Origin of the sequence: Novosphingobium sp., from assembly GCF_030699305.1 — a bacterium.
GTDB lineage: Bacteria > Pseudomonadota > Alphaproteobacteria > Sphingomonadales > Sphingomonadaceae > Novosphingobium.
The window spans coordinates 21,407-36,760 of the sequence record NZ_JAUYNB010000012.1 but is presented as its reverse complement, the minus strand read 5'-3'; the positions used below and the strand labels follow the sequence as shown (position 1 = coordinate 36,760).

The window sequence follows — 15,354 nt, the reverse complement described above, 5'->3', positions numbered from 1 at the left end:
CAAACGGCGCGTGCGCATCTCGATCTTCCCGCTGACCGGCGCGATCCTGTTTCCCGGAATGCAGTTGCCGCTGCACATCTTTGAGCCGCGCTACCGGGCGATGGTGCAGGATGCACTGGCGCGCGACCGGCGGATCGGGATGATGCAGCCGCAGCGCGCAGAGGATGGCGCGCCGCTGTTCCAGATCGGCTGCCTGGGCAAGATTGCCGAGGTCGAGGCGCTGGACGATGGCCGCTTCAATCTGGTGCTGGAAGGCGAAGCGCGGTTCCGGGTGCTGCGGGAACTGGATGCGATCACCCCGTTCCGGCAGATCGAGGCGGAGCTGCTGGACGAAGAACTGCACCCCGCCCTGGCCGCGATCGAACGCGCCAGTTTTGAGCGCGAGGCGCGCCGCTTTGCCGATGCGCAGGGCTATGTCGTCGACTGGGACGCGGTGACCCGGCTGGACGATGTATCGCTGATCGACGGCGTATCGCAGATCGCCCCGTTCGATGCGGCCGCCAAGCAGGCGCTGCTCGAAGCCGATACCCTGGCCCAGCGGTGCGAGTTGCTGGTGCAGCTGATGCAGTTCTTTGGCCGCCGTGACAGCGACGACGGGCGGGTTACGTTGCAGTAGCCGCGCGGGCCGCGCCGCAGAACGACCGCCGCGTCAGGCCAGCACCGCCTTCAACCCGTCGATCACGTATTGTGCGGCCAGCGCGGCCAACAGCACGCCCAGCAGCCGGGTAATCACCGCTTCGACCCGGTCACCCAGCAGCGCCATCAGCGGACGCGCAGCGACGAGTGCGAACAGGGTCAGCAGCAACACCGCCGCCAGCGCGCCCAGGATCACCAGCGTCTGGTCCGTCCCTTGCGCGCGGGACATCAGCAGCATGATCGTGGCGATCGAGCCCGGCCCGGCGATCATCGGCATGGCCATCGGGAAGACGGAGACGTCCTCTACCTCCGGGGTTGCCTTGATCTTTTCGGCGCGCTCTTCCCGCCGCTGGGTGCGCTTTTCGAACACCATGTCGAGCGCGATCAGGAACAGCATGATCCCGCCCGCGATGCGAAAGCTGTTGAGTTCAATGTGCAGCGCGCCCAGCAGCGCTTCGCCAAACAGCGCGAAGATCAGCAGAATGATCGCGGCGATAAAGCTGGCGCGGACCGCCATGGCGGTCGCCTGTTTCTGGGTCGCCTTGCTGACCAGCCCGGCATAGATCGGCGCGCAGCCGGGCGGATCGATCACCACGAACAGCGTGATAAAGGCCGACAAAAACAGCTCCAACACTGCTTTAGCTCCCCGCTGTGACCGTTTCCTGAAGCACCACGTCATGCGCGGTGCCGTTCCACAGCCGCACGGTGATCGTGCGCGCGCCATCAGGCATGACGACTGATGACCAGACCAGCGTCTGATCGCGCGAGACGCCCTGCTTCATATCCACCCCGACATCGGGCGCGCTGATCGGCACGCCTGCCTTGCCGCTGCATTCGGCAACTTTGGATGCGATCATGTCCGGTTCGGGCAAGGCCACGCCCAGCCGGTCACCGTGATCGAGCACCCATTTCAGATCGCCGTTCTGGCCGCGCGCCCAGACGGTGGTGAAGTATCCGGTTGAATCCGGGCGCTGCCACGCGCCGTGGGTGACCGCGACCGAACCGTCGCAGCTGGACCACACCAGATGCGGCTGCCACTTCACCAGATGCTCCGGGTCAGGCTTGCCCCTGAGGTATTCGAGCGCCTTCACACGCTGCGGCACGAACATTTCCGCCTCTGCCGCCGCAGTGGTGCGAAACGCAGTCCACTGGCCCTTTTCCTGCGCCAGCTTGCTGAAGCCGATTTCCGCCGCGATCACCGCGCCGGGATTGGCCACCGGGCGCAGCGGCGGGCCGGATGGACCGCGCTGGCCACTGCACGCGGCAAGGACAAGACTGAGCGAGAGAACAGTGAGAGTGCGCTTCATGGGACGCAGTCTAGAGCGCCCCGTCAGCCAGCGCCACCCCTGCGTTGCGATGCGCCGCAACCAGCGCATTGCGCAGCAGCACCGCGATCGTCATCGGCCCGACGCCGCCGGGAACCGGGGTGACGGCACCCGCGACTTCCAGCGCCTGCGCATAATCGACATCGCCGACCAGCCGTCCCTTGGCCTTGCCTTCGGCGGGCGGCAGGCGGTTGATGCCCACATCGATCACGGTCGCGCCAGGCTTCAGCCAGCTGCCCTTGACCATTTCCGGACGGCCCACTGCCGCCACGACGATGTCGGCGCGGCGGACGACGTCCTCAAGGTTTTTCGTGCGGCTGTGCGCGATGGTGACGGTGCAGCTTTCGGCCAGCAGCAGCTGTGCCATCGGCTTGCCGACCAGGATCGAGCGGCCGATCACGACCGCATCAAGGCCGGAAAGATTGCCCAGCCGGTCCTTCAGCAGCATCAGGCTGCCAAGCGGGGTGCACGGCACCAGCCCCGGCAGGCCCAGCGCAAGGCGGCCCGTGCTGATGGGGGTCAGGCCATCGACGTCCTTGGCCGGGCTGATCCGTTCGACCACGGCCTGTTCGTCGAGATGCTTCGGCAGCGGCAGCTGAACCAGGATGCCATCGACCAGCGGATCGGCGTTCAGCCGGTCAACCATGGCAATCAGCGCCTCCTGCGTGGTATCGGCAGGCAGCTTGTGTTCAAAGCTGCTCATCCCGCATTCGACTGTGGCCTTGCCCTTGGACGCGACATAAACCTGGCTGGCCGGGTCTTCCCCCACCAGCACCACGGCCAGACCGGCCTTGCGGCCAGCGGCCTGTTCGAACGCTGCGGCATAGTCCGCCACTTTGCCGCGCAGCCCGGCTGCGAAGGCTTTCCCGTCGATAATCGATGCTGTCATTGCAAACTCGTCATGGCGAATCCGTAAAGGATCTTCTGAAGGATGGTCAGCCCGATGATCAGCACCATCGGCGAAAAGTCGATGGCCCCGGTGTTGGGCATGATCCGGCGCACAGGGGTCAGGATCGGGTCGAGCAGGGCATTTACCGACCGCCAGATCGCCGCCACGAAATCGTTTTGCGTGCTGATCACGTTGAACTGCAGCAGCAGCGACATGATGAACTGCACGATCACCAGCGTGACCACGATCGAGATGAGGTAACCGACGATGTCGATCAACGTATACAGCAGCACAAGCCTATCCTCGTTCCAGTTGGCGCAGCGCTGATAGCCCAAGGGCTTGGCATGCGGCAACCGGTACTCCCGGAGAGATTTAGTAAGCGTTACTTACTAAATTGGCAAGAGGAGTTTGCTTGCGTGTGGCCAGGCCCACTTCCCTTGATAGCCCTTACCCGGTGGGGAAGGGTTGGGATGGGGGTTCGATGGGGGGCGATGGGGTTCTACCCGCGTGAGGTAAGTAACCCCTCCCCGGCGGGGAGGGGCTATTTCTTCTGCCACTGGGCTGAGCCAGCCCCCTACTTGCGGATCAGCGTGCCCGCCCCGCGTGAGGTGAAGATTTCCAGCAGCATTGCGTGCGGCACCCGGCCATCCAGCACGACGGCGGCTTCGCACCCGGCTTCGACCGCGTGGACGCAGGTTTCGAGTTTGGGGATCATGCCGCCGCTGATCGTGCCGTCCTGTTGCAGCACCTCAATGTCGGCGGGGCGCAAGTCGGTCAGCAGGTTGCCCTGCTTGTCGAGCACGCCGGTCACGTCGGTCAACAGGAACAGCCGCGCCGCGCCAAGGGCTGCGGCGATGGCACCGGCCATCGTATCGGCGTTGATGTTATAGGTTTCGCCGTCCTCACCCACCGCGATCGGGGCGATCACCGGGATCATCCCCGCGTCGGAGATCGTCTTGAGCACGCTGGTATCGACCTTGCTGGGTTCACCCACGAACCCCAGGTCCACCACCTGTTCGATCTGGCTGCCCGGATCGCGAGTGGTGCGCGTCACCTTGCGCGCGGTGACGAGGCCGCCGTCCTTGCCGGAAATGCCGATCGCCTTGCCCCCGGCCCCGGCGATCCAGCGGACGATTTCCTTGTTGATGCCGCCCGACAGGACCATTTCGGCGACTTCGGCGGTCGCCTTGTCGGTCACGCGCAGGCCGTCGACGAAGCGCGATTCGACGCCCAGCTTCTTGAGCATGTTGCCAATCTGCGGCCCGCCGCCGTGGACCACGACCGGATTGATCCCGACCGCCTTGAGCAGCACGACGTCTTCGGCAAAGTCATGCGCCAGATCGGGATCGCCCATCGCATGGCCGCCGTATTTGACGACGAACGTGCGCCCGGCATAGCGCTGGAGATAAGGCAGCGCCTCGACCAGGGTTTCGGCCTTGGCCAGCATGGCGGACATCTGGGCGGAATCGTGGGAACCAGTCATACCCGCGCCTTTACGCCGGTTGATCCGGATTTGAAGTAAAAAGCGCCCATCAGGCGTCCAGCTTGCGCCCGATCCGCACCACCAGCGCGATAATCACCGGCACCATGATGGCCGACAGCACCACTTTGGCCAGCGCCTGTCCGATCATCAGGTCCATGATCGGCCGGACGCCATAGAACGAGAAGGTGATGAAAATCAGCGTATCGACAATCTGCGACAGCGCCGCCGCAATGAACCCGCGCAGGCCTGCATACTTGCCCACCGCGCCGCGCAGCCGGTCAAAAATCCAGATGTTGAGCGTCACCGAGACGCCGTACGCCACGATCCCCGCCGCCATCAGCCGCCAGCCCTGCCCCAGAATGATCGGGAAGGCTTCCTTTGCCGGTTCATACATCCCGTCGTCGGTCGGCAGTTGCAGCACCAGCACCGTCAGCACGATGGCCAGCAGCAGCGGGATGAACCCGAACCGCACCAGCCGGTTGGCCACATCCCGCCCATGCAGTTCGGCAATCCCGCTGGACAGCGCAACCAGGGTCAGAAACGGGAAAATCCCCGCTTCCACGGCCAGCGGGCCGATGCCCACCTGCTTGGCCCCCAGCACCCCGCCCAGCGGGACCATGCCGCCATACAGGACAGCGAAAACGAACAGCGAGCGGGGGATTGAATTGCCTTGCATGACAGCCGTGTAACGATGATTGCGCGATTGCGAAAGATCGTGATTTGACTGGTGCGCCCCGCCCGGCTTAGGTCACGCGCTTTGGCGTCACGGGGGACAAGGGCCGCACATGCAACATCTTTACAGCCTGCTGGGCATGGCGCTGATTCTTGCGGTCGCGTTTCTGCTGTCGTCCAACCGCAAGGCGATCCGCCTGCGCGTGGTCGGCGCGGCGTTTGCGCTGCAGGCCGGACTTGCCGCGCTGGTGCTGTATGTGCCGTGGGGCAATGCCGCGTTGCAAGGGGCCGCGCGCGGGGTTGAAGGCCTGCTGGGCTATGCCCGCGCCGGGGTGGTGTTCCTGTTCGGCCCGCTCGCCGATCCGGAAATCGGCGGCAACAGCTTTGCCATCGCTGCGCTGCCGGTAATCATCTTCTTCGCCGCGCTGATTTCGATCCTGTATTATGTCGGCATCATGCAGCTGGTGATCCGCTGGATCGGCGGCGGGTTGGAAAAGCTGACCGGGATCAGCCGGGTGGAAAGCCTGTCGGCGGCATCGAACATCTTTGTCGGCCAGTCGGAAAGCCCGCTGGTGATCCGGCCCTATCTGGCCGCGCTCACCCCGTCGCAGCTGTTCTGCCTGATGACCGTGGGCATGGCCGGGGTCGCGGGCACGATCCTGGCAGCTTATGCCAGCATGGGCATCCGGATCGACTTTCTGGTCGCCGCCGCGTTCATGTCGGCCCCCGGCGGGATCCTGATGGCGAAGATCATGATGCCCGATCCGCTGGGTGAAAAGCTGCCCGAACCCGATGACGTGCCGGTGCAGAGCCTGGACGAGGAACGCCCCGCCAACATCATCATGGCTGCCGCGCAAGGTGCGCAGACCGGCGTGAAACTGGCCGTTGCGGTGGGCGCGATGGTGCTGGCGTTCGTGGCGCTGGTCGCGCTGGCCAACGGCATCGTCGGCGGGATCGGCGGCTGGTTCGGCCAGCCGGACCTGTCGTTCCAGATGATCCTTGGCTATTTCTTCGCCCCGATCTTCCGCCTGCTGGGCGCGCCTGACTGGAACGAAGCGCTGATTGCGGGCAGCTTTTTCGGCACCAAAGTGGTGCTGAACGAATTCGTGGCCTTCATCGATCTGGGCGCGGCCAAGCAGTTGTCCGAACAGACCGTGGGCATCGTGACGTTCGCGCTGTGCGGGTTTGCCAACTTCAGCTCGATCGCGATCCAGATGGCGGTAACCGGCGGGCTGGCCCCCAACCAGCGCCCGGTGATCGCCAAGCTGGGGATCAAGGCGCTGGTCGCGGGCAGCCTGTCCAACCTGATGAGCGCAGCGCTGGCGGGCCTGTTTTTGAGCCTGTAAACGGCAGAAAACGGCGGGTTGTTCCTCCACTTCGGAGGGAACCCGCGTATTTGCCCGGATAGTGCGGCGCAGCCAAATGCCGTGTGGGGTGGGGATGGCCCTCCTCACCCTTACCGCCGCCGCCTTCGCGCTCTGTGCCCAAGGTCCCCGCACCACTTGCGTCGTCGATGGCGACACCTTCTGGCTGAACGGCGAGAAAGTGCGGATCGCCGATATCAACGCGCCTGAAACCAGCCGCGCCGCCTGCCCGGCGGAGGCCGCGCACGGCGAAGCGGCCAAGCGCCGACTGCTGATCCTGCTCAACGCCGGACCGTTCGACCTCACCGTGCAGGGCCGCGCGCAGGACCGCTATGGCCGGTTGCTGCGCACCGTCACGCGCGGCGGGCGCAGTCTGGGCGGCGTGCTGGTCGCAGAAGGGCTGGCCGAACCATGGCAGGGCAAGCGCGGCGATTGGTGCGCGATGCTTGCCGGGCCGCGCGCCAGCCGGTAGCGCGGCGGGCGATGCTGTGGTCCCGTCGCAAGCCCCATAACTATGGCCGCGTCCTGCCAACCCATCGCTGGCAGGGGCTGACGCTGCGCCAGCGGGTGTGGCGCGTGATGAAGCCGTGGCTGGCGCTGGCCGGGCTGCTCCTGCTCTGGCCGCTGCTCGACGCCGCGCTGGTGGAGCCGCCCGCCGTGCTGTCCGGCGCGCCGGAACGGGTGACCGCGCCGTTTACCCGCTGCGGCGCGGGCCGGGCGGAAAACTGCGTGGTCGATGGCGATACGCTGCGGATCGGCCAGCGGCGCATCCGCCTGATCGGGATCGACGCGCCGGAACTGCGCTCGCCCGCCTGCTCCGCCGAAGCCGCGCAGGCCGAAGCCGCGACCGAGGCGCTGCTGGCGCTGGTTAGCCAAGGCCCGTTCGATATGGCCGGGCCGCTGGGCGATCCGCGCGACAAGTATGGCCGCGAACTGCGCGTGCTGACGCGGGTGCAGCGCGACGGGACGGTGCAATCGCTCGGCGCGGACCTGCTGGCCAGCGGCACGGTGCGCCGCTACCTCGGCGGCCTGCGCGGCGGCTGGTGCTGATTCGCGCTGCAACAACACGGATGGAGAGAAATATGCTGCTCATTCAGGGCTGGCTGAAGCTGGCGACCGGCGAATTTGACAAGATTCTGGAGCAAGCCGCCGCAATGGTCGCCGCGACCAATGCCGAAGACGGCTGCATCCACTATGCCTTTGCGCGCGACATCAACGATCCGGACCTGATCCACATTTCCGAACGCTGGGCCAGCGAAGCGGCGCTGGGCGCTCATTCCGCCAGCGCGCACATGACCGCGTTCCAGCAGGCGATGGGCACGGTGAAAACCGAAGGTGCCGATCTGTGGCTCTATTCGGCGGAAGGGCTGAAGAAGCTGATGTAAGGGATTCCCGGCGCGGGTCAGGCGGGCGGCAACAGCCGTTCGCGCCCGTGCTGGGCCACTTCGGCCAGCCAGTCCTTGCCCGCGCGGACGCGCGCCAGGTTGTGCGTGTCCTTGTGGGTGACGATCCAGAAGCTGCGCAGGATGCGCCGGTCCGGCAGGACCGGGACCAGCGCTGGATCGGCATCGCCGATAAAGCACGGCAGCACCCCCATCCCCGCACCTGCCGCGACCAGCCGGTGCTGGGCGTTGATGCTGGATGACCGCAGCGTCGCGGCCAGACCGGGGTGCAATTCATCCAGATAGCGCAGTTCCGGGGCATAAAGCAGATCGGGGATATACCCGACCAGCCGGTGCCCCTGCCCCAGATCGGCCGCGCGCGCCGGAACCCCGGCATCCGCCAGATAGGCCGGGCTGGCATAGAGCCGCAGCGCATAGTCCGACAGCTTGCGCGCGATTACCGGCCCGGCCTTTGGGCGTGACAGGGTGACCGCAATATCCGCCTCGCGCTTCGACGGGCTGAGGAACCCGCTGCTGGCGACCAGATCGAGCGTCAGCGCGGGATGGGCGCGGACGAAACCGGGCAGCAGCGGCGGCAGGAACCACGTGCCGAACCCTTCGGACACGCTGATCCGCAAGGTGCCGGACAGCCCGCCGCTGGCCTGCGCCCCTTCGCCGATTCCGGTCGCGGCCTGCGCCATTGCTTCGACTTGCGAGAGCAGCGCCTCGCCCGTTTCGGTCAGCACCTGCCCCTCGCGGGTCTGCTCGAACAAGGTGGCCCCAAGCCGCGCTTCCAGCCGGCGCAGGCGGCGGCCCATCGTGGTCGCGTCCACGCCCATGACTTGCGCCGCGCGCGCCAGCTGGCCCGCGCGGGCAATCGCCAGAAAGGCCTGATAATCGCTCCAGTCCGTTACCTGCATAAATGCAGGCCATAGCCGCAAAAATGCCACTTGTCTGCATGGCAGTGCCGGTGCAGGGCTATGCGCAATCAAGGATTCGAGAGGAACCGCCCATGCGCTTTATCGACCATTTCATCGCCGGTGGCACCGGCGGCCTGACCGCCGCTCGCAAGGGCGACGTGTTCGATCCCAATAACGGCGGCGTGCAGGCGCAAGTCGCGCTGGGCGATGCCGCCGTGCTGGAACGCGCCGTGCAGGCCGCCGCCGCCGCGCAGCCCGCCTGGGCCATGACCAACCCGCAGCGCCGCGCCCGCGTGATGTTCAACTTCAAGGCGCTGGTCGAAGCCAACATGGACGAGCTGGCGCTGATGCTCTCCACCGAACACGGCAAAGTGATTGCCGATGCCAAGGGCGACATCCAGCGCGGGCTGGAAGTGATCGAATTCTGCTGCGGCATCCCGCACGTCCTGAAGGGCGAATACACGCAGGGCGCCGGTCCCGGCATTGACGTCTATTCGATGCGCCAGCCGATCGGCATCGGGGCGGGCATCACCCCGTTCAACTTCCCGGCGATGATCCCCCTGTGGATGAGCGGCGTGGCGATCGCCACCGGCAACGCCTTCATCATCAAGCCGAGCGAGCGTGATCCGTCCGTGCCGGTGCGACTGGCCGAACTGTTCCTTGAGGCCGGTCTGCCCGAAGGCATCTGCCAGGTCGTCCACGGCGACAAGGAAATGGTCGATGCGATCCTCGATCACCCGTTGATTGGCGCGGTCAGCTTCGTCGGCTCGTCCGACATCGCGCACTATGTCTACAATCGCGGCGTCGCGGCGGGCAAGCGCGTGCAGGCGATGGGCGGGGCCAAGAACCACGGCATCGTGATGCCGGACGCGGACCTTGATCAGGTGGTGAACGATCTGGCCGGGGCCGCTTTCGGCTCGGCGGGCGAACGCTGCATGGCGCTGCCGGTGGTCGTGCCGGTCGGCGCGGATACGGCTGAGCGCCTGCGCGCCAAGCTGATCCCCGCGATCGAGGCACTGAGAGTCGGCATCTCGACCGATGCCGATGCGCATTACGGCCCGGTCGTGACGCAGGCGCACAAGGAAAAGGTCGAAGCGTGGATCGCCAGGTGCGCTGATGAAGGCGCCGAACTGGTGATCGACGGGCGCGGGTTCACCCTGCAGGGCCACGAAAACGGCTTCTTCGTCGGCCCGACGCTGTTCGATCATGTCACGCCCGACATGGACAGCTATCACAACGAAATCTTCGGCCCGGTCCTCCAGATCGTCCGCGCCGCCGATTTTGAGGAAGCGCTCAGCCTCGCCAGCCGCCACCAGTATGGCAACGGCGTGGCGATCTTCACCCGCAACGGCCACGCCGCGCGCGAATTTGCCGCGCGCGTGAATGTCGGGATGGTCGGTATCAACGTGCCGATCCCGGTGCCGGTCGCCTATCACACGTTCGGCGGGTGGAAGCGCAGCGCGTTTGGCGACACCAACCAGCACGGCATGGAAGGGGTGAAGTTCTGGACCAAGGTCAAGACCGTCACCGCCCGTTGGCCCGACGGTTCGCCCGACGGCGGAAATGCATTTGTCATCCCGACAATGGGGTGAGATAGGCAAGACCCATGATGAACCAGTTTGCCCTGACCGAAGACCAGCTCGCCATTCAGGACATGGCGCGCAAGTTCACCGCTGACCGGATCACGCCCTTTGCTGCGCAGTGGGACGAGGATCACCATTACCCCGTCGACGTCTGGAAAGCGGCCGGGGAACTGGGGTTCGGCGCGATCTATGTGTCCGAGGAATCGGGCGGGATCGGCCTTGGGCGGCTGGAAGCGGCGCTGATCATGGAGGCCATGTCCTATGGCTGCCCGGCCACCAGCGCCTATATCTCGATCCACAACATGGCGGCGTGGATGATCGACACGTTTGGCGGCGATGACCTGAAAGAGCGTTACCTGCCGGACCTTGTGTCGATGGACAAAATCGCCAGCTATTGCCTGACCGAACCGGGCAGCGGGTCCGACGCGGCAGCACTGAAGACCACTGCGCGGCTCGACGGGGACCATTACGTCCTCAACGGCACCAAGCAGTTCATTTCGGGCAGCGGCGTGAACGACGTCTATGTCGTGATGGTCCGCACCGGCGATCACAAGTCCAAGGGCGTGTCCTGCGTCGTGGTGGACAAGGACACGCCGGGCCTGTCGTTCGGCGCGCCGGAAAAGAAACTGGGCTGGAATGCCTCGCCCACCGCGCAAGTGATCTTCGAGGATTGCCGCGTACCGGTGGCCAACCGCGTCGGCGCGGAAGGGGACGGGTTCCGCTTTGCCATGGCCGGGCTGGACGGCGGGCGGCTCAACATCGGGGCCTGCTCGCTCGGCGGAGCGCAGCGCTGTCTGGATGAGGCGATTGCCTATACCAAGGACCGCCAGCAGTTCGGGCAGCCGATTGCCGATTTCCAGAACACCCAGTTCATGCTGGCCGACATGGCGACCGACCTCGAAGCCGCCCGCGCGCTGCTTTACATGGCAGCCTGCAAGGTGTCCGCCAACGCGCCGGACAAGTCGCGCTTTTCGGCGATGGCCAAGCGGCTGGCGACCGACAACGGCAGTAGAATCGTCAACGATGCGCTGCAACTGTTCGGCGGCTATGGCTACCTCAAGGACTATCCGATCGAACGCTTCTGGCGTGACCTTCGGGTTCATTCGATCCTGGAGGGCACCAATCAGGTGATGCGGATGATCGTGGGCCGGGACTTGCTGCGGCCATGACAGATGAAGTGATCGTTCGCCGCGAAGGGGCCGCCGGGTTCCTCTCGCTCAATCGCCCCAAGGCGATCCATGCGCTGACCCTCCCGATGGTCCACGCGATGACCGCCGCGCTGCTGGAATGGCAGGGTGATCCCGAAGTGCGCGCCGTGATCATCGATCATGCCGAAGGGCGCGGCTTCTGCTCCGGCGGGGACATCGCGTTCCTGCGCAATTCGGCGCTGAATGACGGCGGCGTTTCAGGGCGGAAGTTCTTCCACGACGAATACCAGCTCAACCACCTGATCTTCACCTATGACAAGCCCGTGGTGGCCTTCATGGACGGGATCACCATGGGCGGCGGCGTGGGCATTTCGCAGCCCGCGCGGTTTCACGTGGCGACCGAGAACACCCGCTATGCCATGCCCGAAACCGGGATCGGCCTGTTCCCCGATGTCGGCGGCGGCTGGTATCTGTCGCGGCTGCCGGGGCGGATCGGGCAATTCCTGGCGCTGACCGGCGCGCGCTTTGACGGGGCGGAATGCAAGTGGGCGGGCCTTGCCACGCACTACCTGCCGCACGATGCGCTGGCCGAGGCGAAGGCCCGGATCGCGCAGGGGCATGAACCGGGGCAGGTGCTGGCCGCGCTGTCCGCCACCCCGCCCGAAGCGCGGATCGAAGATAACTCGGCACGCATTGCCAAGCATTTCGCGTCGGACCGGTATGAGGACATTCTGGCCAGTCTGGCCGCCGATGATAGCGAATGGGCCGCGAAGGAACTCGCCACCCTGCACACCAAGTCGCCCCAGACCTGCAAGGTCGCGCTGCGTCAATTGGCAGAAAGCCTGACTTGCACCGATTTCGCCGCGAACATGGCGATGGAATACCGCATCGCCAGCCGCGTGCTGACCCTGCCCGACTTTGCCGAAGGCGTCCGCGCGGTGATCGTCGACAAGGACAACGCGCCGCAATGGAACCCGGCCACGCCCGAAGGTGTGACCGATGACCTGATCGACAACATTTTCGCAGCCCTGCCCGCTGCCGAGGAGTGGAAAACCCTATGAGCTTCGAAAACATTCTGGTCGAACATCGCGGCGCGGTCACGCTGATCACGCTCAACCGCCCGCAGGCCTTGAACGCGCTGAACAGTCTGGTGCTGGAAGACCTGATCGCCGCTTTCGCCGCGTTCGAGGCTGATCCGGCGCAGCGCTGCGCGGTGCTGACCGGGGCGGGCGAAAAAGCCTTTGCCGCCGGGGCCGACATCAAGGAAATGGCCGACAAGCCCGCTGCGGACTTCTATAGCCAGGACTTCTTCAGCCGCTGGACCAGTCATTTGGTCAAGACCACGCGCAAGCCCTGGATCGCTGCCGTGAACGGTTTTGCGCTGGGCGGCGGGTGCGAACTGGCCATGATGGCGGACTTCATCATCGCGGCGGATACCGCCCGCTTTGGCCAGCCGGAAATCAAGCTGGGCGTCGCCCCCGGCATGGGCGGGAGTCAGCGCCTGACCCGCGCCGTGGGCAAGGCCAAGGCGATGGAAATGTGCCTGACCGGCCGGATGATGGGCGCCGAGGAAGCGGAACGCAGCGGCCTCGTCGCGCGCGTGGTGCCGCTCGCCAGCCTGCTGGACGAGGCGCTGAAAACCGCCACTGAAATCGCCGCGATGCCGCCGCTGGCCGCGATTGCGAACAAGGAAATGGTCAACGCCGCGTTCGAAACCACGCTGGAACAGGGCGTGCTGCTGGAACGCCGCATCTTCCAGGTCCTCACCGCGACCGAGGACAAGGCCGAAGGCATGGCCGCGTTCATCGAAAAGCGTCCGGGCGTCTGGCAGGGGCGCTAAACCCACCACACCGTTCGTGTCGAGCGAAGTCGAGACACGCGCGCATGGCATCTCGACTTCGCTTGATGCGAACGGGTCTGGAGTGAATTGAAATGAGCAAGATCGCCTTCATCGGCCTTGGCAACATGGGCGGCGGGATGGCCGCGAACCTGGTGAAGGCGGGGCATGATGTCCACGCTTTCGACCTGTCGGCAGACGCCCTCGCCCGCGCGGCCGAAAACGGCTGCACCACTTACACCACGGTGCAGGATGCCGTGCAGGGAGCCGATGTGGTCGTCTCGATGCTGCCCAACGGGGCGATCGTCGACAGCGTCTATTCCGCCGACGTGATCGGCCACGCCCCCGCAGGCGCGCTGCTGCTCGATTGCTCGACCATCGACGTCGATACGGCACGCAAGGTTGGCGCGGCGGCAGCGGATGCAGGCTATCCGATGGTCGATGCCCCCGTTTCCGGCGGGATCGCGGCGGCCAATGGCGGCACGCTGACCTTCATGGTCGGCGGCACGGCTGAGGCCTTTGCCCGCGCCGAGCCGATCCTGTCGGCGATGGGCAAGGCGGTGATCCACGCCGGTGACAGTGGCGCGGGGCAAGCGGCCAAGATCTGCAACAACATGATCCTGGGCGCGACGATGATCGCCACGTGCGAGGCGTTTGCGCTGGCGGAAAAGCTGGGGCTCGACCTCCAGACCTTTTATGACATTTCCAGCAAGGCATCGGGCCAGTCATGGTCGATGACCAGCTATTGCCCGGTCCCCGGCGTCGGCCCGGCCAGCCCGGCGGACAACGGTTACCAAGGCGGCTTCGCCGCCGCGCTGATGCTGAAGGATTTGAAGCTGGCGATGGAAGCCGCGCGCTCCGCCGGATCGCAAGTGCCGATGGGCAGCCGCGCCGAAGAACTCTACGCCGCGTTCAACGCCGCCGGGAACGGCGGGCAGGACTTTTCCGCAATCATCAGGACGCTTTAGTTCAGAGCCTTAACCACCCTCCAACCCCGTCCGTGCCGAGCTTGTCGAGGCATTGTTCTGCTTTTCCAGCGATGCGCTCGGCCGCCCGAAGTGAAGGGCAGTCCTTCGACAAGCTCAGGACGAGCGGGTTGGGGGGGATAGGGGCGGACGGAATGGGATTCCCATGGCGGGGCGGCTGGCCTAAGGGTGACCGGTGTCTGCCCCCCGCCCCGCCCGTCACCACGAACACCACGCCGCGCCGTTCATCGCGGTGACGGTCGGCATTGCGCTGTTCAGCGTGATGGACGGACTGATGAAGAACGCCTCGATCGCAGCGGGGGCGTATAACGCCATGCTGTTCCGCTCGTTGATCGGCACCGCGCTGATGTTCCCGTTGTGGAAGCTGCGCGGCGGGGTCTGGCCGGATTCCGCGGCAATGAAACTTCACGCGCTGCGCGGTGCGATCAGCGGGGCGATGGCGACCACGTTCTTCTGGGGGCTGGTGCGCGTGCCGATGGCCGAAGGGATCGCGCTGTCGTTCATCGCGCCGCTGATCGCGCTCTATCTGGCGGCCGTGCTGCTGGGCGAAACCATCGGCAAGCGCGCGATTCTGGCGTCGCTGCTGGGGTTGGCGGGCGTGCTGGTGATCGCCGCCGCCCGGCTGGGCGAACAGGCGATGAGCGCAGATGCGGCCTGGGGGATCGGTGCGATCCTGATTTCCGCCGTGCTCTATGCCTTCAACCTGATCCTTCAGCGCAAGCAGGCCCTGCTGGCGGGGCCAGCCGAAGTGGCGCTGTTCCAGACCGTGTTCGTCGCGCTGTTCCTGGGGCTGGCCGCGCCGTGGCTGGCCGCCGTGCCGGGCACCCGCGCGCTGCTCGACATTGGCGCGGGCGCGGTGCTGGCGATGATTTCGCTGATGATCATTTCATGGGGCTATGGCCGCGCCGAAACGCAGGTGCTGCTGCCGATCGAATATACCGCGTTCATCTGGGCCGCGATCATCGGCTGGTTCATGTTCGCCGAACCGGTGACCTTGCCGACGATCATCGGTGTGGTGCTGATCGTGATCGGCTGCTGGATTGCCGCCCCGCGCAAAGATCATATCGAGCAGACCGCACTTTAGTCTAATATCCCCACCGGCCCTTGACGCGCCGCCGATTCCCGCGCA

General features: G+C 65.7%; 18 protein-coding genes. 11 read left to right on the top strand and 7 right to left on the bottom strand.

Annotation, left to right across the window (positions count from 1 at the left end):
• The first annotated feature begins 10 nt into the window (after positions 1-10).
• Complete coding sequence (locus tag Q8Q53_RS05790; RefSeq protein ID WP_305700812.1) at positions 11-616, top strand: LON peptidase substrate-binding domain-containing protein; 606 nt, start codon at positions 11-13, stop codon at positions 614-616.
• 33 nt (positions 617-649) lie between these two features.
• On the opposite strand, the gene Q8Q53_RS05785 is transcribed toward Q8Q53_RS05790, so the two are convergent.
• The 6 genes from Q8Q53_RS05785 to Q8Q53_RS05760 all read right to left on the bottom strand — a co-directional run bounded on the left by Q8Q53_RS05785 (position 650) and on the right by Q8Q53_RS05760 (position 5,009).
• Entirely contained in the window at positions 650-1,270 is a 621-nt protein-coding gene (locus Q8Q53_RS05785; protein ID WP_305700811.1) for a MarC family protein, read from the bottom strand.
• Positions 1,271-1,274: 4 nt separating this feature from the next.
• Entirely contained in the window at positions 1,275-1,943 is a 669-nt protein-coding gene (locus Q8Q53_RS05780) for a hypothetical protein (RefSeq protein WP_305700810.1), read from the bottom strand.
• Between the two features lie 10 nt (positions 1,944-1,953).
• Positions 1,954-2,850: a bifunctional methylenetetrahydrofolate dehydrogenase/methenyltetrahydrofolate cyclohydrolase FolD gene (folD, locus tag Q8Q53_RS05775; RefSeq protein ID WP_305700809.1), complete on the bottom strand. Its 897-nt coding sequence runs from the start codon at positions 2,848-2,850 to the stop codon at positions 1,954-1,956.
• Positions 2,847-3,203, bottom strand: a complete 357-nt coding sequence (locus tag Q8Q53_RS05770) for a YggT family protein (RefSeq protein WP_371136519.1) — start codon at positions 3,201-3,203, stop codon at positions 2,847-2,849. The genes folD and Q8Q53_RS05770 overlap by 4 nt, the downstream gene beginning before the upstream one ends.
• A gap of 221 nt (positions 3,204-3,424) precedes the next feature.
• Entirely contained in the window at positions 3,425-4,333 is a 909-nt protein-coding gene (gene argB, locus Q8Q53_RS05765; protein ID WP_305700808.1) for an acetylglutamate kinase, read from the bottom strand.
• Between the two features lie 49 nt (positions 4,334-4,382).
• Positions 4,383-5,009 (bottom strand): queuosine precursor transporter, encoded by a 627-nt coding sequence (locus tag Q8Q53_RS05760; RefSeq protein WP_305700807.1) that lies wholly within the window; start codon positions 5,007-5,009, stop codon positions 4,383-4,385.
• Between the two features lie 109 nt (positions 5,010-5,118).
• On the opposite strand from Q8Q53_RS05760, the gene Q8Q53_RS05755 reads away from it, so the two are divergent.
• From Q8Q53_RS05755 to Q8Q53_RS05740, 4 genes are all read left to right on the top strand, one after another.
• Positions 5,119-6,351, top strand: a complete 1,233-nt coding sequence (locus Q8Q53_RS05755; protein ID WP_305700806.1) for a NupC/NupG family nucleoside CNT transporter — start codon at positions 5,119-5,121, stop codon at positions 6,349-6,351.
• 94 nt (positions 6,352-6,445) lie between these two features.
• A complete protein-coding gene (locus Q8Q53_RS05750) occupies positions 6,446-6,841 on the top strand; it encodes a thermonuclease family protein (protein ID WP_305700805.1) in 396 nt (131 codons plus the stop codon).
• Between the two features lie 11 nt (positions 6,842-6,852).
• On the top strand, positions 6,853-7,419 hold the full coding sequence (locus Q8Q53_RS05745) for a thermonuclease family protein (RefSeq protein WP_305700804.1): 567 nt from the start codon (positions 6,853-6,855) through the stop codon (positions 7,417-7,419).
• A gap of 32 nt (positions 7,420-7,451) precedes the next feature.
• On the top strand, positions 7,452-7,754 hold the full coding sequence (locus Q8Q53_RS05740) for a putative quinol monooxygenase (RefSeq protein WP_305700803.1): 303 nt from the start codon (positions 7,452-7,454) through the stop codon (positions 7,752-7,754).
• Between the two features lie 17 nt (positions 7,755-7,771).
• Here the strand turns inward: Q8Q53_RS05740 and Q8Q53_RS05735 are convergent, their stop codons facing one another.
• Positions 7,772-8,671 (bottom strand): LysR family transcriptional regulator, encoded by a 900-nt coding sequence (locus Q8Q53_RS05735; protein WP_305700802.1) that lies wholly within the window; start codon positions 8,669-8,671, stop codon positions 7,772-7,774.
• A 92-nt stretch (positions 8,672-8,763) separates the two neighbouring features.
• Between Q8Q53_RS05735 and Q8Q53_RS05730 the strand changes: the two genes are divergently transcribed.
• From Q8Q53_RS05730 to Q8Q53_RS05705, 6 genes are all read left to right on the top strand, one after another.
• A complete protein-coding gene (locus Q8Q53_RS05730; protein ID WP_305700801.1) occupies positions 8,764-10,263 on the top strand; it encodes a CoA-acylating methylmalonate-semialdehyde dehydrogenase in 1,500 nt (499 codons plus the stop codon).
• A 14-nt stretch (positions 10,264-10,277) separates the two neighbouring features.
• Complete coding sequence (locus Q8Q53_RS05725; protein ID WP_305700800.1) at positions 10,278-11,423, top strand: acyl-CoA dehydrogenase family protein; 1,146 nt, start codon at positions 10,278-10,280, stop codon at positions 11,421-11,423.
• Positions 11,420-12,463 (top strand): enoyl-CoA hydratase/isomerase family protein, encoded by a 1,044-nt coding sequence (locus Q8Q53_RS05720; RefSeq protein ID WP_305700799.1) that lies wholly within the window; start codon positions 11,420-11,422, stop codon positions 12,461-12,463. Before Q8Q53_RS05725 ends, Q8Q53_RS05720 begins: the two co-directional genes overlap by 4 nt.
• Positions 12,460-13,242: an enoyl-CoA hydratase-related protein gene (locus Q8Q53_RS05715; protein WP_305700798.1), complete on the top strand. Its 783-nt coding sequence runs from the start codon at positions 12,460-12,462 to the stop codon at positions 13,240-13,242. The genes Q8Q53_RS05720 and Q8Q53_RS05715 overlap by 4 nt, the downstream gene beginning before the upstream one ends.
• Positions 13,243-13,334: 92 nt before the next feature.
• Positions 13,335-14,207: a 3-hydroxyisobutyrate dehydrogenase gene (mmsB, locus tag Q8Q53_RS05710; RefSeq protein WP_305700797.1), complete on the top strand. Its 873-nt coding sequence runs from the start codon at positions 13,335-13,337 to the stop codon at positions 14,205-14,207.
• 193 nt (positions 14,208-14,400) lie between these two features.
• Entirely contained in the window at positions 14,401-15,309 is a 909-nt protein-coding gene (locus Q8Q53_RS05705; protein WP_305700796.1) for a DMT family transporter, read from the top strand.
• Positions 15,310-15,354 lie beyond the last annotated feature (45 nt).